This window comes from Treponema bryantii, from assembly GCF_900111035.1.
Taxonomy (GTDB): domain Bacteria; phylum Spirochaetota; class Spirochaetia; order Treponematales; family Treponemataceae; genus Treponema_D; species Treponema_D bryantii_C.
Genome location: NZ_FOFU01000001.1, coordinates 531,766 through 551,064, shown reverse-complemented (window position 1 = coordinate 551,064; position 19,299 = coordinate 531,766). Strand labels below are relative to the sequence as shown.

Annotated in this window: 52 protein-coding genes; all 52 read left to right on the top strand. The window is 35.6% G+C overall.

Annotated features, from left to right (window positions below; genetic code table 11):
* Positions 1-11: 11 nt before the first annotated feature.
* The 52 genes from BMY21_RS02685 (at position 12) to BMY21_RS02455 (ending at position 19,196) form a co-directional block, all read left to right on the top strand.
* Entirely contained in the window at positions 12-218 is a 207-nt protein-coding gene (locus tag BMY21_RS02685) for a hypothetical protein (RefSeq protein ID WP_074640649.1), read from the top strand.
* On the top strand, positions 218-427 hold the full coding sequence (locus tag BMY21_RS02680) for a hypothetical protein (RefSeq protein ID WP_074640647.1): 210 nt from the start codon (positions 218-220) through the stop codon (positions 425-427). The genes BMY21_RS02685 and BMY21_RS02680 overlap by 1 nt, the downstream gene beginning before the upstream one ends.
* A gap of 212 nt (positions 428-639) precedes the next feature.
* Positions 640-1,095 carry a hypothetical protein gene (locus BMY21_RS02670; protein ID WP_074640644.1) on the top strand — a complete coding sequence of 152 codons (456 nt, stop codon included), beginning with the start codon at positions 640-642 and terminating at the stop codon, positions 1,093-1,095.
* 9 nt (positions 1,096-1,104) lie between these two features.
* Positions 1,105-1,401 (top strand): helix-turn-helix transcriptional regulator, encoded by a 297-nt coding sequence (locus BMY21_RS02665; protein ID WP_074640643.1) that lies wholly within the window; start codon positions 1,105-1,107, stop codon positions 1,399-1,401.
* Between the two features lie 3 nt (positions 1,402-1,404).
* Positions 1,405-1,878 carry a hypothetical protein gene (locus BMY21_RS02660; protein WP_074640641.1) on the top strand — a complete coding sequence of 158 codons (474 nt, stop codon included), beginning with the start codon at positions 1,405-1,407 and terminating at the stop codon, positions 1,876-1,878.
* Positions 1,878-2,144 (top strand): hypothetical protein, encoded by a 267-nt coding sequence (locus BMY21_RS02655; RefSeq protein ID WP_074640639.1) that lies wholly within the window; start codon positions 1,878-1,880, stop codon positions 2,142-2,144. The genes BMY21_RS02660 and BMY21_RS02655 overlap by 1 nt, the downstream gene beginning before the upstream one ends.
* Positions 2,144-2,425, top strand: a complete 282-nt coding sequence (locus BMY21_RS02650) for a hypothetical protein (protein WP_074640637.1) — start codon at positions 2,144-2,146, stop codon at positions 2,423-2,425. Before BMY21_RS02655 ends, BMY21_RS02650 begins: the two co-directional genes overlap by 1 nt.
* Entirely contained in the window at positions 2,425-2,706 is a 282-nt protein-coding gene (locus tag BMY21_RS02645; protein ID WP_074640636.1) for a hypothetical protein, read from the top strand. The genes BMY21_RS02650 and BMY21_RS02645 overlap by 1 nt, the downstream gene beginning before the upstream one ends.
* Positions 2,706-2,858, top strand: coding sequence for a hypothetical protein (locus BMY21_RS15770; protein ID WP_177177702.1), 153 nt, complete (start codon positions 2,706-2,708; stop codon positions 2,856-2,858). The genes BMY21_RS02645 and BMY21_RS15770 overlap by 1 nt, the downstream gene beginning before the upstream one ends.
* Position 2,859: 1 nt before the next feature.
* Positions 2,860-3,165, top strand: coding sequence for a hypothetical protein (locus BMY21_RS02640; protein WP_074640634.1), 306 nt, complete (start codon positions 2,860-2,862; stop codon positions 3,163-3,165).
* Positions 3,162-3,470 carry a hypothetical protein gene (locus BMY21_RS02635; RefSeq protein WP_074640632.1) on the top strand — a complete coding sequence of 103 codons (309 nt, stop codon included), beginning with the start codon at positions 3,162-3,164 and terminating at the stop codon, positions 3,468-3,470. Before BMY21_RS02640 ends, BMY21_RS02635 begins: the two co-directional genes overlap by 4 nt.
* Positions 3,471-3,479: 9 nt before the next feature.
* Positions 3,480-3,821 (top strand): single-stranded DNA-binding protein, encoded by a 342-nt coding sequence (locus tag BMY21_RS02630; protein ID WP_074640631.1) that lies wholly within the window; start codon positions 3,480-3,482, stop codon positions 3,819-3,821.
* The gene (locus tag BMY21_RS02625) at positions 3,814-4,248 is read left to right on the top strand and encodes a hypothetical protein (RefSeq protein WP_074640629.1); all 435 of its coding nucleotides are present in this window, start codon (positions 3,814-3,816) and stop codon (positions 4,246-4,248) included. The genes BMY21_RS02630 and BMY21_RS02625 overlap by 8 nt, the downstream gene beginning before the upstream one ends.
* 10 nt (positions 4,249-4,258) lie before the next feature.
* Positions 4,259-4,456: a hypothetical protein gene (locus tag BMY21_RS02620; RefSeq protein WP_074640627.1), complete on the top strand. Its 198-nt coding sequence runs from the start codon at positions 4,259-4,261 to the stop codon at positions 4,454-4,456.
* On the top strand, positions 4,453-4,737 hold the full coding sequence (locus tag BMY21_RS02615) for a hypothetical protein (protein ID WP_074640625.1): 285 nt from the start codon (positions 4,453-4,455) through the stop codon (positions 4,735-4,737). Before BMY21_RS02620 ends, BMY21_RS02615 begins: the two co-directional genes overlap by 4 nt.
* A gap of 9 nt (positions 4,738-4,746) precedes the next feature.
* Complete coding sequence (locus tag BMY21_RS16010) at positions 4,747-4,878, top strand: hypothetical protein (RefSeq protein ID WP_256210226.1); 132 nt, start codon at positions 4,747-4,749, stop codon at positions 4,876-4,878.
* Positions 4,875-5,123, top strand: coding sequence for a hypothetical protein (locus BMY21_RS02610; protein ID WP_074640623.1), 249 nt, complete (start codon positions 4,875-4,877; stop codon positions 5,121-5,123). Before BMY21_RS16010 ends, BMY21_RS02610 begins: the two co-directional genes overlap by 4 nt.
* On the top strand, positions 5,124-5,306 hold the full coding sequence (locus BMY21_RS02605) for a hypothetical protein (RefSeq protein ID WP_074640621.1): 183 nt from the start codon (positions 5,124-5,126) through the stop codon (positions 5,304-5,306).
* Between the two features lie 114 nt (positions 5,307-5,420).
* Positions 5,421-5,699 carry a hypothetical protein gene (locus tag BMY21_RS02600; protein ID WP_074640619.1) on the top strand — a complete coding sequence of 93 codons (279 nt, stop codon included), beginning with the start codon at positions 5,421-5,423 and terminating at the stop codon, positions 5,697-5,699.
* A gap of 11 nt (positions 5,700-5,710) precedes the next feature.
* On the top strand, positions 5,711-6,055 hold the full coding sequence (locus BMY21_RS02595; RefSeq protein WP_083379642.1) for a hypothetical protein: 345 nt from the start codon (positions 5,711-5,713) through the stop codon (positions 6,053-6,055).
* A gap of 286 nt (positions 6,056-6,341) precedes the next feature.
* The gene (locus tag BMY21_RS02590; protein ID WP_143064148.1) at positions 6,342-6,995 is read left to right on the top strand and encodes a DNA replication protein; all 654 of its coding nucleotides are present in this window, start codon (positions 6,342-6,344) and stop codon (positions 6,993-6,995) included.
* Positions 6,996-7,018: 23 nt separating this feature from the next.
* Positions 7,019-7,672: an ATP-binding protein gene (locus BMY21_RS02585; RefSeq protein ID WP_177177701.1), complete on the top strand. Its 654-nt coding sequence runs from the start codon at positions 7,019-7,021 to the stop codon at positions 7,670-7,672.
* The gene (locus tag BMY21_RS02580) at positions 7,665-7,871 is read left to right on the top strand and encodes a hypothetical protein (protein ID WP_074640613.1); all 207 of its coding nucleotides are present in this window, start codon (positions 7,665-7,667) and stop codon (positions 7,869-7,871) included. The genes BMY21_RS02585 and BMY21_RS02580 overlap by 8 nt, the downstream gene beginning before the upstream one ends.
* A 114-nt stretch (positions 7,872-7,985) precedes the next feature.
* Entirely contained in the window at positions 7,986-8,156 is a 171-nt protein-coding gene (locus BMY21_RS15765) for a hypothetical protein (RefSeq protein WP_177177700.1), read from the top strand.
* The gene (locus BMY21_RS02575) at positions 8,141-8,350 is read left to right on the top strand and encodes a hypothetical protein (RefSeq protein ID WP_074640611.1); all 210 of its coding nucleotides are present in this window, start codon (positions 8,141-8,143) and stop codon (positions 8,348-8,350) included. The genes BMY21_RS15765 and BMY21_RS02575 overlap by 16 nt, the downstream gene beginning before the upstream one ends.
* The gene (locus BMY21_RS02570; RefSeq protein ID WP_074640609.1) at positions 8,347-8,631 is read left to right on the top strand and encodes a hypothetical protein; all 285 of its coding nucleotides are present in this window, start codon (positions 8,347-8,349) and stop codon (positions 8,629-8,631) included. Before BMY21_RS02575 ends, BMY21_RS02570 begins: the two co-directional genes overlap by 4 nt.
* Positions 8,632-8,641: 10 nt before the next feature.
* Positions 8,642-8,905, top strand: a complete 264-nt coding sequence (locus BMY21_RS02565) for a hypothetical protein (protein ID WP_074640607.1) — start codon at positions 8,642-8,644, stop codon at positions 8,903-8,905.
* Positions 8,902-9,120, top strand: a complete 219-nt coding sequence (locus BMY21_RS02560; protein WP_074640605.1) for a hypothetical protein — start codon at positions 8,902-8,904, stop codon at positions 9,118-9,120. Before BMY21_RS02565 ends, BMY21_RS02560 begins: the two co-directional genes overlap by 4 nt.
* A 21-nt stretch (positions 9,121-9,141) precedes the next feature.
* Positions 9,142-9,627 carry a hypothetical protein gene (locus tag BMY21_RS02555; RefSeq protein WP_074640603.1) on the top strand — a complete coding sequence of 162 codons (486 nt, stop codon included), beginning with the start codon at positions 9,142-9,144 and terminating at the stop codon, positions 9,625-9,627.
* Between the two features lie 7 nt (positions 9,628-9,634).
* Entirely contained in the window at positions 9,635-10,063 is a 429-nt protein-coding gene (locus BMY21_RS02550) for a hypothetical protein (protein ID WP_143064147.1), read from the top strand.
* The gene (locus BMY21_RS02545; protein WP_074640600.1) at positions 10,060-10,242 is read left to right on the top strand and encodes a hypothetical protein; all 183 of its coding nucleotides are present in this window, start codon (positions 10,060-10,062) and stop codon (positions 10,240-10,242) included. Before BMY21_RS02550 ends, BMY21_RS02545 begins: the two co-directional genes overlap by 4 nt.
* A 304-nt stretch (positions 10,243-10,546) precedes the next feature.
* Positions 10,547-10,879 carry a hypothetical protein gene (locus BMY21_RS02535; protein WP_074640598.1) on the top strand — a complete coding sequence of 111 codons (333 nt, stop codon included), beginning with the start codon at positions 10,547-10,549 and terminating at the stop codon, positions 10,877-10,879.
* Positions 10,880-11,056 carry a hypothetical protein gene (locus BMY21_RS15760; protein ID WP_177177699.1) on the top strand — a complete coding sequence of 59 codons (177 nt, stop codon included), beginning with the start codon at positions 10,880-10,882 and terminating at the stop codon, positions 11,054-11,056.
* Positions 11,057-11,070: 14 nt separating this feature from the next.
* On the top strand, positions 11,071-11,286 hold the full coding sequence (locus BMY21_RS02530) for a hypothetical protein (RefSeq protein ID WP_074640597.1): 216 nt from the start codon (positions 11,071-11,073) through the stop codon (positions 11,284-11,286).
* Positions 11,287-11,288: 2 nt separating this feature from the next.
* The gene (locus BMY21_RS02525) at positions 11,289-11,741 is read left to right on the top strand and encodes a hypothetical protein (protein ID WP_074640595.1); all 453 of its coding nucleotides are present in this window, start codon (positions 11,289-11,291) and stop codon (positions 11,739-11,741) included.
* Positions 11,742-12,104 carry a hypothetical protein gene (locus BMY21_RS02520; RefSeq protein WP_074640593.1) on the top strand — a complete coding sequence of 121 codons (363 nt, stop codon included), beginning with the start codon at positions 11,742-11,744 and terminating at the stop codon, positions 12,102-12,104.
* Positions 12,105-12,356, top strand: coding sequence for a hypothetical protein (locus BMY21_RS02515; RefSeq protein ID WP_074640592.1), 252 nt, complete (start codon positions 12,105-12,107; stop codon positions 12,354-12,356).
* 16 nt (positions 12,357-12,372) lie between these two features.
* The gene (locus BMY21_RS15755; RefSeq protein ID WP_177177698.1) at positions 12,373-12,549 is read left to right on the top strand and encodes a hypothetical protein; all 177 of its coding nucleotides are present in this window, start codon (positions 12,373-12,375) and stop codon (positions 12,547-12,549) included.
* Positions 12,550-12,561: 12 nt separating this feature from the next.
* Positions 12,562-13,209, top strand: coding sequence for a hypothetical protein (locus BMY21_RS02510; protein WP_074640590.1), 648 nt, complete (start codon positions 12,562-12,564; stop codon positions 13,207-13,209).
* Entirely contained in the window at positions 13,209-13,607 is a 399-nt protein-coding gene (locus BMY21_RS02505; RefSeq protein ID WP_074640589.1) for a hypothetical protein, read from the top strand. The genes BMY21_RS02510 and BMY21_RS02505 overlap by 1 nt, the downstream gene beginning before the upstream one ends.
* Positions 13,604-13,870 carry a hypothetical protein gene (locus tag BMY21_RS02500; protein ID WP_074640587.1) on the top strand — a complete coding sequence of 89 codons (267 nt, stop codon included), beginning with the start codon at positions 13,604-13,606 and terminating at the stop codon, positions 13,868-13,870. The genes BMY21_RS02505 and BMY21_RS02500 overlap by 4 nt, the downstream gene beginning before the upstream one ends.
* 90 nt (positions 13,871-13,960) lie before the next feature.
* Positions 13,961-14,083 carry a hypothetical protein gene (locus BMY21_RS16005; RefSeq protein WP_256210225.1) on the top strand — a complete coding sequence of 41 codons (123 nt, stop codon included), beginning with the start codon at positions 13,961-13,963 and terminating at the stop codon, positions 14,081-14,083.
* Positions 14,080-14,313, top strand: coding sequence for a hypothetical protein (locus BMY21_RS02495; protein ID WP_074640585.1), 234 nt, complete (start codon positions 14,080-14,082; stop codon positions 14,311-14,313). The genes BMY21_RS16005 and BMY21_RS02495 overlap by 4 nt, the downstream gene beginning before the upstream one ends.
* Before the next feature lie 139 nt (positions 14,314-14,452).
* Positions 14,453-14,695, top strand: a complete 243-nt coding sequence (locus BMY21_RS02490; protein WP_074640583.1) for a hypothetical protein — start codon at positions 14,453-14,455, stop codon at positions 14,693-14,695.
* Between the two features lie 26 nt (positions 14,696-14,721).
* A complete protein-coding gene (locus BMY21_RS02485; protein ID WP_177177697.1) occupies positions 14,722-15,825 on the top strand; it encodes an AAA family ATPase in 1,104 nt (367 codons plus the stop codon).
* A gap of 10 nt (positions 15,826-15,835) precedes the next feature.
* Positions 15,836-16,672, top strand: coding sequence for a DUF7192 family protein (locus BMY21_RS02480; RefSeq protein WP_074640580.1), 837 nt, complete (start codon positions 15,836-15,838; stop codon positions 16,670-16,672).
* The gene (locus tag BMY21_RS15750) at positions 16,672-16,824 is read left to right on the top strand and encodes a hypothetical protein (RefSeq protein WP_177177696.1); all 153 of its coding nucleotides are present in this window, start codon (positions 16,672-16,674) and stop codon (positions 16,822-16,824) included. Before BMY21_RS02480 ends, BMY21_RS15750 begins: the two co-directional genes overlap by 1 nt.
* 10 nt (positions 16,825-16,834) lie before the next feature.
* Positions 16,835-17,323, top strand: coding sequence for a DUF3846 domain-containing protein (locus BMY21_RS02475; protein WP_074640578.1), 489 nt, complete (start codon positions 16,835-16,837; stop codon positions 17,321-17,323).
* Positions 17,316-17,615 (top strand): hypothetical protein, encoded by a 300-nt coding sequence (locus BMY21_RS02470; protein ID WP_074640576.1) that lies wholly within the window; start codon positions 17,316-17,318, stop codon positions 17,613-17,615. Before BMY21_RS02475 ends, BMY21_RS02470 begins: the two co-directional genes overlap by 8 nt.
* Positions 17,616-17,631: 16 nt before the next feature.
* Complete coding sequence (locus BMY21_RS02465; RefSeq protein WP_074640574.1) at positions 17,632-17,811, top strand: hypothetical protein; 180 nt, start codon at positions 17,632-17,634, stop codon at positions 17,809-17,811.
* Entirely contained in the window at positions 17,808-18,515 is a 708-nt protein-coding gene (locus BMY21_RS02460) for a hypothetical protein (protein ID WP_074640573.1), read from the top strand. The genes BMY21_RS02465 and BMY21_RS02460 overlap by 4 nt, the downstream gene beginning before the upstream one ends.
* Positions 18,516-19,196, top strand: coding sequence for a hypothetical protein (locus BMY21_RS02455; protein ID WP_074640571.1), 681 nt, complete (start codon positions 18,516-18,518; stop codon positions 19,194-19,196).
* Positions 19,197-19,299: the final 103 nt, after the last annotated feature.

Here is a 19,299-nt window from a genome sequence, read left to right as displayed (position 1 = left end):
AGGAGAAACGTATGGAAATGAAAGCGTTTGTATGTGAAATGAAAATCAAATGTGACATTTCAAAGTTCTACGAAGGAAACACAGTAAGGTTTGACGTTGAGTACAACGGAAAACAGTATGTGTTTGACCGCGTTGTTAGAGATTGCAAAGACGGTCTCTACGTTCAGTTCTTAGGAACACGAATCTTCTACGAAGATTTCTTCGAGGAGGTTGCCTAATGGATGAGATTATTAAGAATCTTGAAACCCTTGAAGAAAATTGGATGCACAAAACAAAGTGTGAAAAAATCGAAGAAATCAGAGAGGCACTAATCGATATGGCTAATGATATGTGGGATAGAAATATCGGTGGTGATGAACCTCAGATTGTAATTCAGAAAGTTAATGAACTTATGAAAAAATTAAAAGAATCTGTTGTGGAGGGGTGAGATGCAAGTATTGAGAACTGAATATTTTGATTGTAATTTGTATCGTTGGGTTGGATTTTTTGAGACAGTACCTAAGAATCTTGACAAAGCAAGAAAATGTTTGAAATCACCAAAAATCGAAAGTCCATATATCAGACTTGTTATTTGTGAAAAAAGTTGTGGCAAGAAAAGAAATTACTACAAACTCTTAAAGATAATGGAGGTTAGTCACAATGTATAAACCAGTAACTTTAGAGACTGCAACTCCTACCGATTTCTTCATTGGAGCTTGTTACGATAGTAAAGATAATGAGGTAGTAAGTTGGTGGACTGAATATAAGAACAAAAATCCTACAAGATCAGATTTCTACATCAAGTTTTGCGAGTTTATGAAACGAAGTTTCAAGTGGCAAGAACTTACTTACAAACATCCTGATTTATTCCAGCAACAAGGTGCAAGCCACGGTCTTGAAATGATTACTTTCAGAGAAAGAGGTAAACTTATTAAGAAATGCGCGTTGCATTATCGATATGAGTTTAATGATACGTTTGAAAATAGTTTTCTGGTGATTGTGACAGAGATTTTTATAAATGAGCATAACGAGGTAAAAACCTATGATTGTGGATTAAAAATCCCTCTTGCAGACATCGTAAAAGTTGGTTCGAGAATTGAAGATCCTTATTTGTGAGGTGATGTTATGGGAATGGTTGAGTACAAGACGGCACACCTAAAACCTGTAGAAGTTCAGCAAATGATTTGCAGAATGAGTGCACAACAGATTGCAGATTATTATGGGTTGAAGAAAATCACATTTTGGAAATGGTGTGTTAGGCATCAAATAATAGTTCAAAAGATAACTGATTGGGAACTTGAAGAAGACATCAAGATAAAGACCCCAAAAGAAATTGCTTACGAGCACAACATAACAGTTGATACCGTATATAACAGATTAAAGAAATTAGGGCTGAATAAGACGGCTCAAATAAGGAGGTAGACAATGGAATGGTTTGGAAGTGCAGAATCAATTGAACAGTTGAAAGGCGAATACCTTAATCTTCTTAAGCGTTGGAAGTCTGATGCTGACATCAAGAAAGAAATTGATGAGCAGTATGTGGAATTGCTTGAAAGATTTGGAGTAGAACTCAACAAGAGAATTGATGAGGAAAACAAGGAACTTCCAGTAGAGAAACAGAAAATCCATTATGACTTCAGTAAAGATACGTTCAAAGATGTTCTTAATAAGGTAATCGACTTCAATATGCGTATTGAAATAATCGGTCAGTGGATTTGGTGTTTTGAATCTAAAGAGTACAAAGACCAACTGAAAGAACTTGGATTTTGGTTCTCTGCAAGCAAAAAGGCTTGGGTTTACAGTGGCACAAAGAAAAAGCACATTTACTCTCACAATAAGATGAATGACATCCGCGCCAAGTGGGGAGTTGAAGTTGTGAAGGAAAAGGAGGTGTCGTAATGGGTGATGATAAGTTCACAATCTTTATTGAAGATATTGGTGATAGGTCAGTTGGAATGATGCCGATTATCACAGTCAAAGTTGAACTTGATGAAAATATGTCAGAACATCTAATCGAGAATAAGATTCTTGGTGAGTTCGAGCAAAAGTTGGAATCTTTAGTGAAAGAATATTTTGAAGCAGAAACAATGTATAGAACATATGACACTAGAGATATTGAAGCAGAAAACGAATATTACAAACGATTAGCCGAGGAGGAAGAATAATGAGTTATTGTTTAGTAGGAATTGACGGAAACGCATATAGCGTTATGGGGTACACACAGAGAGCAATGAAAGAGTGTAACTTCACAAAAGAAGAAATTGACGCATATCTTAAGGATGCGATGAGTTCAGATTACAACCACTTGTTGTGTGTGTCAGCAGATATGATTGATAAGTGTAATGAACGTTGCGATGACGACGATGATGACGATGATTACGAAATCGAAATGGATGATGACACAATTGAAGATGAATATGAACTTGAAGATGAGGAGGATTTCTAATGACTAGAATGGAATCACTTGAAGAAAGTTATGAAACAAAAAGCAAGGAAATTGCAGAAGAAGTAAAAGAAGGAAAAAAGAAACTTGCTGAACTTGGTTTTGGCGAAACGGTGAAAGCAGAAGTGTTCACAAAAGTTTTTAAGGAGTATTGGATATATCAGATAAACGAAATAAGACTGATGTCTGTTGATAAACGCGAAAAATCTGAATGTTATAGGATGCAATTTATGATCCGTTTTGAAGATAATTCAGACTTCTTCATATACTTGGAGGCAAAATAATGGTTCATGTATGGTTTGAGTATCGTGATGAGTATTGTTTCGATGGCAAGTTTCATAAACAGGAATGTATCGTTAGTTCTGTCGAAGAATGTATAAAGATTTATGGATTGGATAACTGCGAGTATCACATCATTAAAGTAGAGGAGGAATAAGATGGAAGAATCGTTAAGAAAAAAGATTGAAGACGGAACTTATGATGAAATAGATAAAGATATGATTATCTCGAGAATAATGAAATCTATAAAAGTAAAAGATGAAATTGCAATTGAATTTGCAAACAAAATAAAAAATCTTGTAGATGAGTACCACGATGAGTTGAAACTTGCAAGATTTGGAATCGTAATGGCTGTTACTGATATAACTGAAGAAGATGATGAGTGCGGCGTAAAAATCGTATATGGTTCTTCTGATTCAATATTGAAACTTATGCGAATACTTTCAGAGGAGGTTGTTAAATGAATTATATGTCAATGAATGATTGGTCAGTTACAGGAAGAGTTTATTACTTGAAAGAATTAAGTGGGGAGTTCGCTGGTAGTGTGAAGATTGAAGGAAAAGCAAATCGTATTGATAACACATATTCTTCAAGTATCTTAAAGTTTTCCTGCATAATGCAGAAGAATGTTTGGGAAGAAGCAAAGAAAAAGGGTATTGCAATGAATAAGGAAGTGTCTCTATCGGGTCATCTTGAGTCTTGGCAGAAAGGTACAAGCAAGAATCCAAAGATGATGTTTATAGCAGATTATGTTTTACAGGTTTCATAGGAGGTAAATATGGACCAGATGAATAGTTTGATTATTGAAGGAAATGTTACAAGAGAAGTAGCATTTCATGAGCTTGGAGTTCCAAGTGCAGATTTCGAGATTGGAGTGGCTCGTCAGTACAGAGACAGAAACAACCAGATGCAGACAGAGGTAAGTCACTTTGAAATCTTATGCTATGGGAATATGGCAGAAAATGTAAAAAGGAACGCGATTCTTAATCGTGAAATCAGAGTTGTTGGAAGAATGAAACAGGAGTGTTGGAGAGACAGCACTGGTAAGTCTCATTCAAAGGTTGTGATTATTGCAGAACATATTGAGTATAAAATTATGAAGGAGAAAAATAATGATTAAGGTTTATGTAACAAATCATATCTATGGAAACAGATATGAAAAGTATAACGAAATGTTTGGCTCGATGAATGAACTTATAAATTGGCTTTTGTCAGAACAGTGGAGATACTTTTATCATACTTTCACAAAGGGTAAGACTTATTACACGGTTAAAAATAGTTACAGTCACGATGTAGGTAGTGTTCTAAAAGAGACTGATAGAGAGCAGAATGACGATTTTAGTTTCGATATTAGCACATTCGACCACTTCGGTGTGTACAAAAAAACAATCAGTCGTATCGATGTCGATGGGCTGTGTATTCTTAATCGCGAATGGGATAAGAATGATAAAGAAACAGTTGTTGTAACAAATACCTGTATTGAGACACTTGTTAAACCAATGATGGAAAAGTGGAGTAGCAAGCAGGAAATTAAGTACGCTGTTTAAGGAGTTAGTAATGAAGTACAGAGTAGTTGGAAGGTATATGAATGGCGACAAGGCTTATTGGAATGCCAGTAGCAAAGGTTGGTATGTACACGATTATGATGCAACAGTATTCACTGACGTCGAAAAAGCAAATACAGCATCAGAAATTGCGGAAGTAACAATGACAGTTGATTGTGTAGATTGCATTACATTTGAGGAGATTAAATGAATACAGAACAATTAAGAGACGTTTTGACTACACAGTTGTCAGAAGTTCAGAAGATCCGAATGAACGTTGTGTTAGCAATCAATGAATACTGTAAAGACGAACAACATCTTGATTATGAAGGTGTTGTTGGAGTTGGTTCTGCACTAGAAGATGGTGTAAACAGTCTTTGGTTCTTGGCAACCTGGATTGAGGATAGACTAAATGAAAACACAGAATTAAGAAAACGAAACAAAAGCCGTTATAAGAAGGTTCGTAAAGCATACGGATATACATATCCATAAGTGGTTGTTATGAAGAGAGAAGAAAAGAGTTATATTAGCCAGACATTAAAAGAATATTGCGCGTATGAGAAAATTATGAGAGGAATGAAACTCAAACCTCTTAAGTACAGTGATTGGCTTAAGAAGAGGGAGGGAAAATGAAAAACATTTATGTCCTTTCGAGTTGTAATGCTTGGAAAGAGTACAGTTCAAGAGACATCATTCTTGTTACCACTTCTATTAGGAAACTCCGTAAAGAAGTAAAAGAACAGGTTAAGAAAGGTAATATGAAAATTGGAAATGAACGAATGTTCAAAGATTGGCTTAATGGTAATTACATCGGGTGTAGGCATTCAGATTTGCATGACATTCTCGAATACGGAATGTTGGAAGTTTGGGAGGACTAAATGACTAAAAAAGAACTCGAAGAAAAATCAGATGTAGATTTGGTGCTTATGATACTGTCTGAACGAAAGCGACACGTCATTTCATATTCACCACTTGGAGTAAGGTTGGATTCGATTATATCGAAGTTATATTGGGAAAGAAAGATAGAGGACAATAAAGATGAACAAAAAGAAACCTTGTAAGTATTATGAACCACCTACTTATTCGACTTGTTCAATTTGTAAAGTGGAATATAAATATGCAAGTTGTTATGGTGACAAGAAAAAGTGCAGATACAAAGCAAAGGAGAAAAAATAATGACAGCAGATGAAATTAGAAACTTACAAGCATCTACAATAAGAAAAGATGTTGTAAGTAAGGTGATTGAAAATTGTGAAAGATTGGTTAAAGAAACAGCATCTAATGGCGGAGTTAGATTTATTCACAAATGGTGGAGTGATGTATCTTGCAATTGTTGGAAACACGAGTGTCCTTGTCCTTCTAAAATTGAAATTGAAGAAGTGCTTAAATATTTTGAACAGAACGGATTTGAAGCCAATTGTCCAAAGCATAGTTCAATAAGAATTGCTTGGTAAGGAGATTTATAATGACAAAAGCAAAAATTGAAAAGATTGCAGAAGAACTTGGCTGGACTGTAACTTGGGATAAAAACGAAGGTGGAACTAAGTTAGTAATGTTCAGCCAGTATTCTCCAGCAGGACAAGATTTTAATGTAGAACTTGAATATAAAACTCTTGGAGAAATTGAAGATAAGTTGCGTGAATACTACGACAGTTACGACCCAAGTTATGAAGCGTATTTATGGCTTGATGATAACGGACACGGAAAAAATGGAGCACCATACGAAATGATTGATGTTTATAACGATATGAAAGCGTGTGAAGAAATGCTTTATGAGTTGTATCAATCAATAATGGATTTTAAGCAATAATTCGCACGTGCGAACTATACACCATAATGAGTAAGTGATATACTACAGATAAGGTCTGGTAAACCTTAAATACAAACAAAGAAACTGTGCAGAATCCTTGGTTCAGCAGATTGAATTAACTCTTTAGTTTCTTTGGGAGTTATCGGAATTACCAACCGCAGTCTGTTGAATCAAGGATTTTTGTTTTAATAAAGTAATATGTCAAAAATGACAGGGAGGTAGATGACCTACGGCAAATAGACGTATGTTTGCAAAGTCGATTGTGTTGTCTGACGCATTTTTGGATATGCCAGCAACAGCGAGATGTCTGTATTTTACATTAAATATGGTTGCAGATGATGATGGCTTTGTCGATTCGCCAAAAGCGATAATGCGACAATGTATGGCAAGTGAAGATGATTTGAAGATTCTTATTGCAAAGTTCTTCTTGATTCCGTTCGACAGTGGAATTGTTGTTATTCGCCATTGGAGAATAAACAATTATCTTCGTAGTGATAGATACACAGAAACAAAGTATCTGAACGAAAAATCAACTTTAGAGGTTGAAAAAACAGGCGCGTATAAATGCAATCAGCCAGTAAAGGTTGCAGAAACGCCACAGAGAGTTCCATTAACCGAGAGAGTTCCAAAGAATGATATTGAAAGAGTCGAAAAAGAGTATGCTTTGAACTATCAGCAACTTTATGAAAGAGGAGTTGTAAAAAGTGAAAAACCAATAGTGAATTGGGCACAGAGTAGAAAATTGACAAAAGATTGTATTGAAAAATATGGTCTTGAAAAGATTTTAGATGCTGTTCGCAGATCCATAGACAATAAGTTTATTGTTTCAAAAGGGTATGTGCTTACAACAATTCTTTCAGCAGGTATGTTGGCACAATTGATAAATGCAACTGACGGAAGAATAGATAATGATTCAGATGTCGGAGAGGTTGATTTCTAGGAGTTGTTATGAAAACATTTCCAATGTTTAAGGGGTTGGATACAATCTTGCCTCAAGAAGAAACAGAAGAAAAGATATGTGCATACGATGCGATGCAAGAGAAGTTTCGAAATGAAGATAGATATAAGAAATATAAGGAGAGTGGAGTTCCCGAGAAGTTTTTTTGTGAAAGTTTTGCTACTTATGAAGAAACGGCACTTAATGGAAGTGCGTTGAAAACAGTAATGGATTTTGCGAAGAATCCGTACAATAGAATGTTAGTTTTGTGTGGGAATAATGGAACGGGAAAGTCGCATCTTGCTTGTTCCATTATTCGAGAATGTGGTGGTGAATATATCACATCGTCAATGCTGTGTATGAAGTATGATTCGGCGACAGGTTATAAGGTTGATATGAACCGAGAGGAACTTATCAGACATTATTCTAAAGTAGATATGCTTGTAATTGATGAGTGCTGCAAATACTTTGTAAATGATACGACAGAAAAGTTTGTGTTGATGCAGATAATCTGTATGAGATATGAAAACAATAAACCGACAGTTCTTGTAACTAACGCATCGAAAAAATCGTTTGTAAACTTTTTGGGAACTGCTGTTTTCGACAGATTTACAGAAGTGTGTACAACGTTGACTTTTGATTGGGAAAGCAAACGTAAATCAAGGAGGAAGTATGCTTAGTGTTATTATCAAAACATTTTTGGTGTTAGTTTTGTTTCTATTCTTTGTGTGTGCAATTGTTATCTCTGTTGCAGTTGGAGTAGAGTTTGGAATGGAAGCGTTTTTCAAAAAAGGTAAGAATGATGTGGGAACATTATCTGACGAAGAAAGAGCTGGAACTTGTGGAAGTTCTGAAACAGAAGGAAATGACGAAGAGTGAAGCATCAAAAATGGGGTATAGCCTTACTAACGCATTTTTAATTAAGTGCGAAAATCACGGAGTATTGCTCTATGAAATAGATGTTGGTAATAAAACGAAATATGGGGTGTTGAAATGAACGAAGATTTGCTGAAAGAGAAAACTACAGAGATTTTGAACATCATAAAAGAAAGTGGTATTCACTATCTCGATGTATGTTTCTACGGTGATACGATTATGATTACCGATACAGAAAAAACAAAACTGTGTTCATTAGATGGAGGGGAAACTTGGCAGAAAAGGTAATGATAGTTCTTACGTTCTTGTTGATAACATTCTTCGTTGGAACTTTTATATGTGTAAAAAACAGACTTGATGAAATTGAAAATCGGTTGGCACTTGAACGAGCAGAAATTGAAGAAATGCAGAAGAAACAGCGTTTGACAGCACAGGATGTGAAGTTCATTGAATATCTGGTTTTGGAAGGAGAGCAGAAATGAGTAATATGTATTATTACGGAACTGTTACACTGTACACCGATGAAGGTGACATTGATGTTGATGTCAGAGCAGAAGCAACAGGGTGGTACAGTAGCGGAGATTCTTGGGGTTACGGATGCGAACCACCCGACGGAGACTTCACAATTGATGAAGTTGAATATGTAAAAGCGTATGACGATTATTCAAAAGATCCAGTAGAAATTACTGATGAAATGAAAAAACAGGTTAGGGAAAAGTTGTATGACGTTGAGTTCAAAGAGCACGAGTTTGAACCAGATTAGGAGGTAGGTAATGAAAGATTTACCAACTTGGTCAGACTTAAACAAAGGAGTTAGGAAGATGACAGACAAAGAGTTTGATTATTGTGAAGAAATGGAAAAAAGAAAGCACGATGAAAAAGTGCGAGAGTTAGAAGCACAGATTGAGAAAATGAAAAATTGGTGTAACTGCAAGAATTATCAGCAGTGCTTAATAGAACTAGCAGAGCAAGGTAAAGGAATGAAACCTTCTGAATGTTGTCGTAACTGTAAAAAATGGGAGATAAAAGAAAAATGACGTTTGTTAAAGTTTTTGATAAAGACGATGAAATTGTAGACTTGAATGTTTCTCTTATACTTAAAGTAGAAAAAAGAAAGGAAGATTTCTGTTTTGAGCGAGCAATAATTACAGACGTATTAGGCAACAAGTATCAGTCTTTAGCAAGGTATGAAGATTTCTTGATTAAGGTTTGTATAGACGATAAAGAAGTTTTGAAAGATTTATTGAAATAGTTTTAAGGAGATAAAAGAAAAATGAATAAAGAAGAATTGAAATTGCATATAGATAATAGATATTCAGTATGTTCAAAAAGAAATCAAGGTTTATCGTATGGTTCATTTTATGACGGTTATATTGACTGTTATTCAGACCTTGAAAACAAACTTGAAAATGTTTCTTATCAGTTAGAAGGTCGTGAACTTGAATTAAAGGAACTTAATAAAAAATTGTCACAGGCAGAGACAGACTATGACAAAATGTTTTGGCAGAAGAACGAAATAATATCTAATCTGCAAGCACAGATTGAGAAAATGAAGTGTTATCTTCCTGTTGATGAAAGAGATAGCGACCATAAATGGTTTGCATATAAAAATCTTTTCGATACTGAATGGAAGATTGATTATTCAGTACAAGGTGCGTTACCAAAGTGTAATACAATCAAGTGGTTTGAAAATAAAGAAGCAGTAATGTTTTATCTCGTTTCAAATGGAATGAAATATTATGAAGAACCGAGGAGATAAAAGAAAAATGAGTTGTAAATATAATAATTGCAAACATTGTGGCTATAAGTCAGAATGTGAAATCTACAAGGAAAATGCCGAACTTGAAGAAAAAATCAGCGTTTTGCTCTCTTGTAAAAATTGTCCCGAAAACAAAGGTGGTTTTATCTGTCAGAAGGAATACGAGAATAAATGCCTTACACAAAAGATACAGTATATTAAGGAATTGCAAGAAGAAAACGCAGGATTGAGGGCAAGACTTAATGCTATCAATTTGCTTACTCCTGAACTTCAAAAAGCGTCAAATTTAAAAACGCAACAACTCACCAAAGCAAAAGAAATTATTAAAGAGTTTGTAAAGTGGGCGAATTGGCAAGGTAATAGCAAATGTCCGAGTTTTAAGAGCATACAAGACAAGGCAGAGCAATTCCTTAAAGATAGCGAGGTGGAAAAATGACAGTAATAGTTGATTACCGAACAGGTGGAGAAGAAGAAAACAAGGATGTTGTACGTTATTGGGAAGATAGCCATTACTTGTATCTAAAGTTCAAGGAAGGTTGCAAAACAATACGAAAAAAATATACCCGAAGAAATGTGAAATTAAGTTGCGTTATAGATAGCGAGGTGGAAAAATGATAAAGATATTATACGCAGTTCTTTCGATTGCTTTATTTCCAATTATTGTAATAGTATTGGGTGTCTATATGTGGATAACCTGTTTTATTGATTTTATGAAGGAGTAAATTATGGTTTATTGCAATAATACAAAAGACGGAAGAAAACTAAAAAGAGATTGCATTAAATGTATGGTTGATGTTTGGCAGAATTGCGAAGATTGTTGTTATGAACATACTCACAAGTGTGCAGAGTGTAATCGAAGTAAAGGACATTCACAATTTGGTTGTAAGTATTTAGTGGATTTTGTAAAGAAGGAGTAACTATGTTTGAGAAAGAAGCAGAAGAATATGCGACAACAGGATATGAAAAAAAATTATTAACTAAAGAGCAGATTGAAGTCTTAAAATGTGGTCGGTATGACGGTTTTCTAAAAGGTGCAGAATTCGGCTTTAACAAGGCTAATGAATGGCATTATGTGAAAGACGAATTACCAGAACTTTATAAAGATGTTTTGGTTGTTTTTCCGAGAGGAGACTGCGATGTAAAACGTCTTACAAATCATAATGAATGGGTCAGTAGAGGTTCTTGGTGTTCCATTACTGATGTTATCGCTTGGAAAGAAATTGTACTTCCAGAACTAAAGGAGAGTGAATAAATGACTTTAGAAGATTTGAAGAAAGCAGTTGAAATGGCTGAAAAGTTTGGTTCACCAGATTGTAAGATTTATCTGCGACAAAGAAATAAACGTACACAATACGAAACTGAATCAGCAACTTTTCAAACAGAGTTCAGTAAAAATGGACAGGAAAGTTATATCGAGATTGTGTATTAAGAGGTTGAATAGAAATGGCAAAGACAGAACTAAAAAATCAATTAGAAAGTTATGAAGGATATATAAATGATATTCCTTTAGTAATAGACCCTTGTAAGATGTGTAAGATTTACAAGGCAAAAGGTGGTTATGATACAGGACATTTTGACAGTGACGGACAATGGGATGACAGTAATTCCTGCAAGATGTGTTGTTGGTACTATGACAGTAAGTTTGAGGTAGGAGATTAAGAATGACAGATTTAGATTTTGAAAAAGAACGCAACAAAGTTATTGATGAAGAACTTTTAATTACACATAAGCAACTGACAAATGCAATCAGTTATCTTTATAAATCGCTCGGAGTTCTTACTAAACTAACCAAAGGTATGCGACATATTGCAGATAATCACCCTACAATGAAATCCCACCGTGAGATTATGCAGAACCTACGACTTGCAGAAGATTATGAAGTAGAACTCGAAAACATCTTGTCACAAGGTAACTTTGGTAGAGATGAAATCGAAGCGGAATTGGGTAAGAAGGAAAATAAGAAACCGAACTTTTTGTATCTAAAACACGATATGGTAGATGCTATCGCTTACGCAATCTATTACACAGTAAATCCAGATTCAGAAATGTGTGTTCCGAACTGTGCTTATATACAGGCTGAAAAGATGTTTGAAAAATGGAAGGAGGAAAAGTAAATGAATGGGTTATATATACGATTTGGAAAAATCCCAGAAAATGAGAAAAGTAAAATCGGTAATGGTATTGTTGGAGACGGATATAAATGTATTGGTTACGAGGAAGGGGTTTCGGTTTGGAACGCTATAAAACTTTCAGACGGTTATCACTTGGTAGCACCATTACACGCTAATTCCTGTACTCACGGAGATTTTTCAAGTTCAGCATTTCCAGATGATTGTTGCGGATGCGATAAAAATACAAAGATATTTGTTGTAACTGGTGACGAGGTTGGAAAAGGTGCTGATAATGAACCTTTGTTACGAAATGTAAAGATTCTAAAAGAACTTCCTTATGATTATTTTAGAATGGAGACAAAGTAAATGACAGACCATATTGTTTATGTAAAATGGATTGATTCTGGTTATTCATTACTTGCAGACAGGTGGCAGGATGTTGAAGATGTAAAAAATCTTAAAGACGAAATCAAGCCGATTGAAACAGTTGGATTCCTTCTTGAAGAATCTGCTGATTATCTTATCCTTGCACAATCTTACTCTTGTAGTGAGAACTCTGTAAGAGGTGGATATATCATTTATAAAAAGAATATTTTGGAAAGAAGAACCTGCCGATAAATAATTGAGGTGTTTTATGACAGAGGAAGAAAAAAACATAATACACAATTTACAAGAAGAAAATAAAAAAATAATGGAAAAAGTAAAACAAATAGATAATGTTTGTGACTTAGCATTAGACGGTGCTACAAACTGGGATGAAGAACAGTTAGAAGAACTATTAAAACAGATTAAAAGAATATTAAAGTCATAAGGAGACTAAGTAATGTTTAAGTGGTTACGCAACAGAATAGAATTATTAAAGAACGATAAGCAACTTGCTCTGATAATGTTACTTCATATCGTTCTAATCGGCTTACACGTTTACGAATGGAAGGTAGGAGATATTGAATATTACTGGTATCTTAGAGCAGGTGGATGCGGACTAATTGCTCTGTTTATCTTTCTGTTTGGAAGAAAAGGGCTTGCTTGGAGTTTGGTAATCTTTGCCTGTACTCTTGTCTATATCAACAACTTCTACAACTACGCAACGATATTCTTTATGTTAGTTGCTATGGGTGCAGACCCTAAGTTGAGAAAAGTAGCACCGTGGATTTATCTTGTAAACGTATTCGTTGCTTACACGATGAAGCGACTTGGTATAACTCCGTTTGCGATTCACTTGATTTACTGCGTGATGTTTTATACCAAGATGAACTATGTCTTTGCAATCCATAAGCCAGAGAAACTAAATCTGACTGATTCTGAAAGACAGATTCTCGACTTGAAGTTACAGGGCAAAATGCAGAAAGAAATCGACTTGTACTCACCGCAGACTATCACCGCAAAGATGAAGTCAGCAAGAGAAAGAAATCTCTGTGAAACGACAGAGGAGTTAATGGCAAAATACGCAAAAGAAAAGGAGAGCGAGTAATGAGTGACGCTATTGAAAGACTAAAGACTTATGAAGAAGGTCTAAGAGACGGTTTTATTAAAGGACAGGAAGAAGCAAATAAAGTTATGGAACAGATGTTACACGCTACTTGCAATCCTGTAGTATGTGACCTTCCAGAAACCGAAGCAATAAAACTTCTGAAAGAACGCATTAAAGAACTCGAAAAAAGTAATGAGAACTTGGCTAACCAGTCTATGATTCTTTGTCAAAGAAATGTCGAACTCGAAATATTGGTTCAGAAATTAAAATGCTGTGAAAACTGTAAACATCATAGTTTTTGGGGTGACGAATTAAAGTGTAATCTTATGAGTTATGATGACGAGTTTGAATGTTTGAAAACAAAGAGCAAATGGGAATTATGGGAGAAGGAACAATGAAAGAGAAACTGTTTATTCTTAAATATGACGGTGGCGAATATTATATAGGTGAAGCACGAACTCTTCGCAGAACTGATAGCGTAGAACCATTTTCTGTAACTGTTGGAGATTATTGTGATGTTGATGATTTAGAAAAGGCTTTGCCGTTCACTGAAAGACAAGCTAAACATATTCTTGAAGGTGCTTATGGCGATGAAGCACATCAGAAGATTCTAGGAAAATTGCGTGCACTACCTTACAACGGTGGTGAAAACCTCGATTAAAGACACGATTCAAGTGCAATTCAAGCGACTTCAAGTTGCTACCGTAGTAAACTGACCCGATAATAGACCTTGTGACAAAGGAGGTCTATTATGGATAAGCAGGAATTAAAAGCACTCTGGGAATACGCAGAAACACTTCCAAAAGGTTCTAAGTTATACGAAGAAGCAAAGCAAATACTGATTGAAGAACTTAGCAAGGAAGTGAAGAAATGACGAACCGTGAGTTATTACAAAAAGCGATGCCACTTTATTCACTTTCTGAAGAACAGTGGAATGAAATACTTGAAGTAAAGACCAGGCTATCGGGATCTGCTTTAAGTGCCTTAGAAACCCTTGTTTCTAATCAAGCGAAACTTGAGGTTATGACGAATTATATTGATTACTTCTTTGACTCTCTTGATAAGAAAATTACAGAAAAATCCTTCAAAATACAAACTGCGTAACCTTCGTGCAATACAGTTATAACAGAATTATATTTTCTTCTTTCGCTTGACAGAAGACCACCGACACGTTATAATAGAATCATAAACTAAATTATAACTTATAAAAAATCTTCGCACGTGCGAAGTAAGGTGGTAAGGAATGAAAGATAACGAGTTGTTCGAAGCAATGCAAAACACATTGTCAGTACTTGGAGAAGAATGGGAGTCCGTAAATTACGGCGGTGAATTGCACTTCTGTATGCTTTCTGAAAAAGCAAAGGTTATTTTAGAAGGTTATCTTGAGAGTATTCGAAAAGTTCTCACTGAACACGTAATCGACTTTATGATTTGGCAAGGTGATGAAAATGACTCTAACTCTTGGTGTGTGGTTGTTTATTGCTAAGGAGGTTGGTAATGAAAGAAGATGTATTGGAAGTCGTAAGAGACAAGGGAAACGGAATCACGGCTGCAGAGATTGCAGATAGGCTTGGAACAACATCTCACAAAGTATGGGATGTTTTGAGGGAACTTCAGAAGGAAGGTTCTATCTACTTCGGCAAATCTATGGGTAGGTTTATATCTTATCCAATCGAATACAAGGGGAATGAAATGGAAGATGAACAGATTGCAAAAAGGATTGCAGATTCAGTGGTGAAGAGATTGGCTGATGATTATGACTTGAAGCCAAAGCCAAAGATGATGCTTGCTGATAAGCAAAAGTCAAATGTAACGTTACCGCCAGTGTTCAACAAGATTGTTTCGTATGCAAAGAAAGGAAACAATGTTCAAATGGTTGGTCCTGCGGGAACAGGAAAAGGTTTCTTGGCAAGAAAGGTTGCCGAGTTATTCGATGCAGAGTTCTATGAAGTCAATGCCGTAAAGAATGAGTACGGACTGACAGGGTTTGTAGATGCCAATTCGAGGTTTGTGAAAACACCGTTTTATGATGCTTGTAAGGCAGTAGCCGAGGGTCGTAAAGCGGTGTTCTTGTTTGATGAAATGGATTGTTCAGACGGTGAGGTTTTGAAGATATTCAATGAAGCGTTGGATAAGAAAGAGTTCACGTTCCCGAACGACGAACACCTTGAGTTTAAGGCACTTGTGTTTATGAGTGCAACTAACACAATAGGAACAGGTTCTGACGAACAGTATCTTGGTGAGCAGTTGGATGCTTCAACACTGAACCGATTCGTTCCAATCCGTGTTGATTACAACAGACAGGTTGAAATGAGTATTGCGGAAGGTGATGAAGAATTGGTCGATTTCATTGATGCGTTCCGCAGACAGACAGAAAAGAACGGAATCTTGGTTATAGTAAGTTATCGAAACTTAAAGCAGATTGTTAGTATGAAAGGTGAATTGACGCTGAAAGAAGTTATGAGAGATTGCTTGATTCGAACAATGGCAGATGATGACTTGCAGAACATTCTGAACAATATGATTGATAAAAATAACTTGTACTACAGAGCGTGCAAAGGTGAGAATGTAAAGTGGAAGATTCCAGAACAGCAGGAGTTCGAACTTACAGCGTAGGAGGTAGGTCATGGATTTGCAGTTTGAGAAGTTTAAGAGCATTTATGAGTTTGACAATATAATAAACAGCAGAAAAACCAATGAAGTTATGCGTTATAATCATTCAAGTCAACAAATCAGTTCTTGGAGTGGAACTAAAACATTTGAAATTGCAGAAGATTTACTTGCAAAAGGTTGGTCTGCGAAAGTAGATGATATGAAAACTGAATTGCAGAAGTATTCCAAACAAGTAGAAAGGATATGTGTAAAACATAAACCAAATATGGCAGGATTTGCACCGATAGTACCCGCTGCAATAAAAGGAGTTCCGAAAGCGATGTGGGCAAATACTCCAAGAAAGAAGATTGAAAAGAAGTTTATGCACATCTACTTCAATAACACAGGAAATTGCAATCAGACAAGTGAGGAATTGATGAAGTCTGGAATGGCAGTTTTGAAGTTGTGCATATTGCTTGAGAAAATAGGAATCAGAGTAAAGATTGATATAATGCCTATTGTATCTCATTGCAATAATTCAGTTTATGGCTGTGGGATAGAGATAAAAGATTATCAGCAACCGTTCAATCTGCAGAAAATGGCTTATCCGATTGCGCATACTGCTATGTTTAGACGACAAGGGTTTAAGTGGTTGGAAACATTTCCTAAGTGTACAGAAAAAAGATTTAGCAAAGGGTATGGATACGCATTACAGGCAGGTGCTATGGAAAATGCGTTCAGAGATAAGTTCAAGATGAACGAAAAAGGTTCAGTTTACATCACTTATTATGACTGTAAGCGATGTGGATTTGATGCAGAAAAGTTGGCTTTGGAAAAAGGAATATTACTTGAAAAGAAAGGAGGAAAGTAATGAAGAAATACAAGGTGTATGTAAGGCACGGTGGCGATGTTACTTTGGTAGCAGATTTTTACGGAGAAGGTGATGCTTGTATGTTCTGTATGGTAATGAACAGAAAAGAAGAACAGGCTGTGTCAGATGCTTATTATTTTATAGGAAAATAGGAGGTTTGTAATGAAAGAAGAAACTTGTGAAAAGGTAAAAGAAAAACTTTCTGAGGCAGAAAATATTGTCCTTCAAGATTATTATGAACTTGAAACAGGCACAGGAAAACCTGTTATCAAAGGACTGTTGATAGATGTTTACAAAATGAAAGGGGTAAATGTTGTTGAGTTCGAAGACACTCTTGATAATCTGTATAAATTATGCGATTGTGAGCTTATCGACGTTACAGAGAGAAAGGTCGGAGACAATTGGTATGATTTCGTCGTAGATGACGAAGGATTGTACAGACAACCTGCAATTCCAAGTGTTTTTGACAGTAATCACCAGCCAATGTTGGTCGGAAATGCTTTGATTTGTAATCACGATGAAGAAGATAATCTTAGTTCTCTCACTGATGAGCAGATTGAGGATCTCAAGAAAAGGTTCTGTACTGCTATGGTTGATGATGAGGATAAGACTCATATCTTGTCTGTGTTGATAGGAGCAGAATATGAATAAGCCTTATGCAATTAAAGAAGAACTTTTTGTTGAAGCCATAGCAAATTATATGGTTGTAAAAGGTTGTGCAGGAACAACTTCGGGAAATCGTATTTTTACTTTCAAGGGAATTGCAGAACGATTTGATATAACCGTAGATAAAGTAAGAGAACTTGAGGATTCTATTGTTGATAAACTTTATGAATGTGCACAGGTTTGTGATGAAAATGGAGTTTGGACAGACGAAGACGAGTTCAATATTTTATTCTACGGAAACTACTGCGATGTAGATATGGAATCTTCTGTAATGTAGAAAATGGAGGGGCAAGTTGTTAGACTTAAAAAAGTATAAAGCAGATATTTCTGATGAAGTTACAAAAAAAGGAATGGTTATCGAGTTTTGGGCGAAAGACGAAGATGAAGCAAAAGAAAAACTATATTGGCTTATCGGTAAAAATTATTCAAGAAATTATTATGATTTGCAAGAAATAGGTGAGGAGGCTGAATGAAATATTTAATCACAAGTAGTTTATTGGACAGTTATGATTGGCTTATATCTTGTCCAAAAGATTGGAAGGACAGAGCGGTTCAAGAGTTTATCGCAATGATAAAACGAGAGGAGCGACCAACTTCCGAAGCGTGTCAGAGAGGAATTGATTTTGAAAATCTTGTCTGTCAGAACTGCAATAATTTAAATGACGAACAGTTCAAAATGTATGCAAGACAGTGGTACGAGGCGAGAGGAGTAAAAGGCTATGATGTCGACATTGCTGTTTATCCGACATTAAAAATTGCGCAGAAATGTCGTAATGGGCAACAGCAAGTTCCCGTTATGAAAGACGTTCAATTCGGAGACAAAGAGTTCCATTTATTTGGCTATGCAGATATTATGTTCCCAAATAAAATTATCGATATTAAGACTACAGGAAAGTACAAAGGTGGTTATCATTATGTAAAACGTAGTCAGCATTATATGTATTCTCTTTGTACGGGAATAAACACTTTTGAATATCTCGTTGCTGATTATAAAGAGTCAAGGATTCCTCGCGATGTCCACGAAGTAGAGTTCGAAATGAGACAGGAAGAAAACTTGTGGGTTCTTGAAAAGCGAATAAAAGATGTAATGAATTATCTTGAAAAAAGTGGTCTTTATAAAGATTATGTTGAAATCTTTACTGCAAAACATGACGATAATAAAAAGAAAGGAGCGTAAATGAAACTTAAGGATCTGACACCTGACTTATTTGATGACGGTATTCCTACAATCGTAGAAGGTAATATGAATGTAGAACACAGTCAGCGATTAAAGCCAGCATATGAAAAGAAAGGTCTCGTTTGCCAAGTGCTCTTCGTCAATCAAAAGGAAGATGTTGAGAGAGTAATTATTGGTGGATTTCAAGAGCAGAGTTATTGTGAGGAATATGTATTTGAGGTAAAACAAACACAGGAAGAATTAGCAACTTCTTGTTTACCTCAACCAAATGTAAGGGGTGAATTGCCTCCCGACCATCCAAGACCTTCGATGGCAGAAATGAGTGAGTTTAAGGCGTATATTGCGCGAAATTATTGGAAGTCTTCTTCTACAATGAAAGATTTTTGTCCACATCAGTACATCATCAATTATCCTTGTTGGAAAAAGAAAGAAGATGGAAAGTGCAGTGGATTCTGTGATTCTTGCAAAAAGAATAGAGCAGAGTTTGAACGTTGGGCTATGTTTATCAGAAAGTATGGTGAACGTCAGAAGATGCTCAAGACTGTTTATACTGTATTATGTGTTGATGATATGCAGTATTGGACAATGGGAGATCCTATGAATACAACTTGGGTGATGAATAGAGGTCTTATCGATGACCCAAAACGAATGCCAAAAATCTATTGGCTTGACAGAATCTAGCATTTCGCACGTGCGAACTATTTGACAATTTTTTATACCGATGCTACACTAAATATATCTAGTGTAGCATTTTTTTTGCCAAAAACTACTACCAAACTAAGTA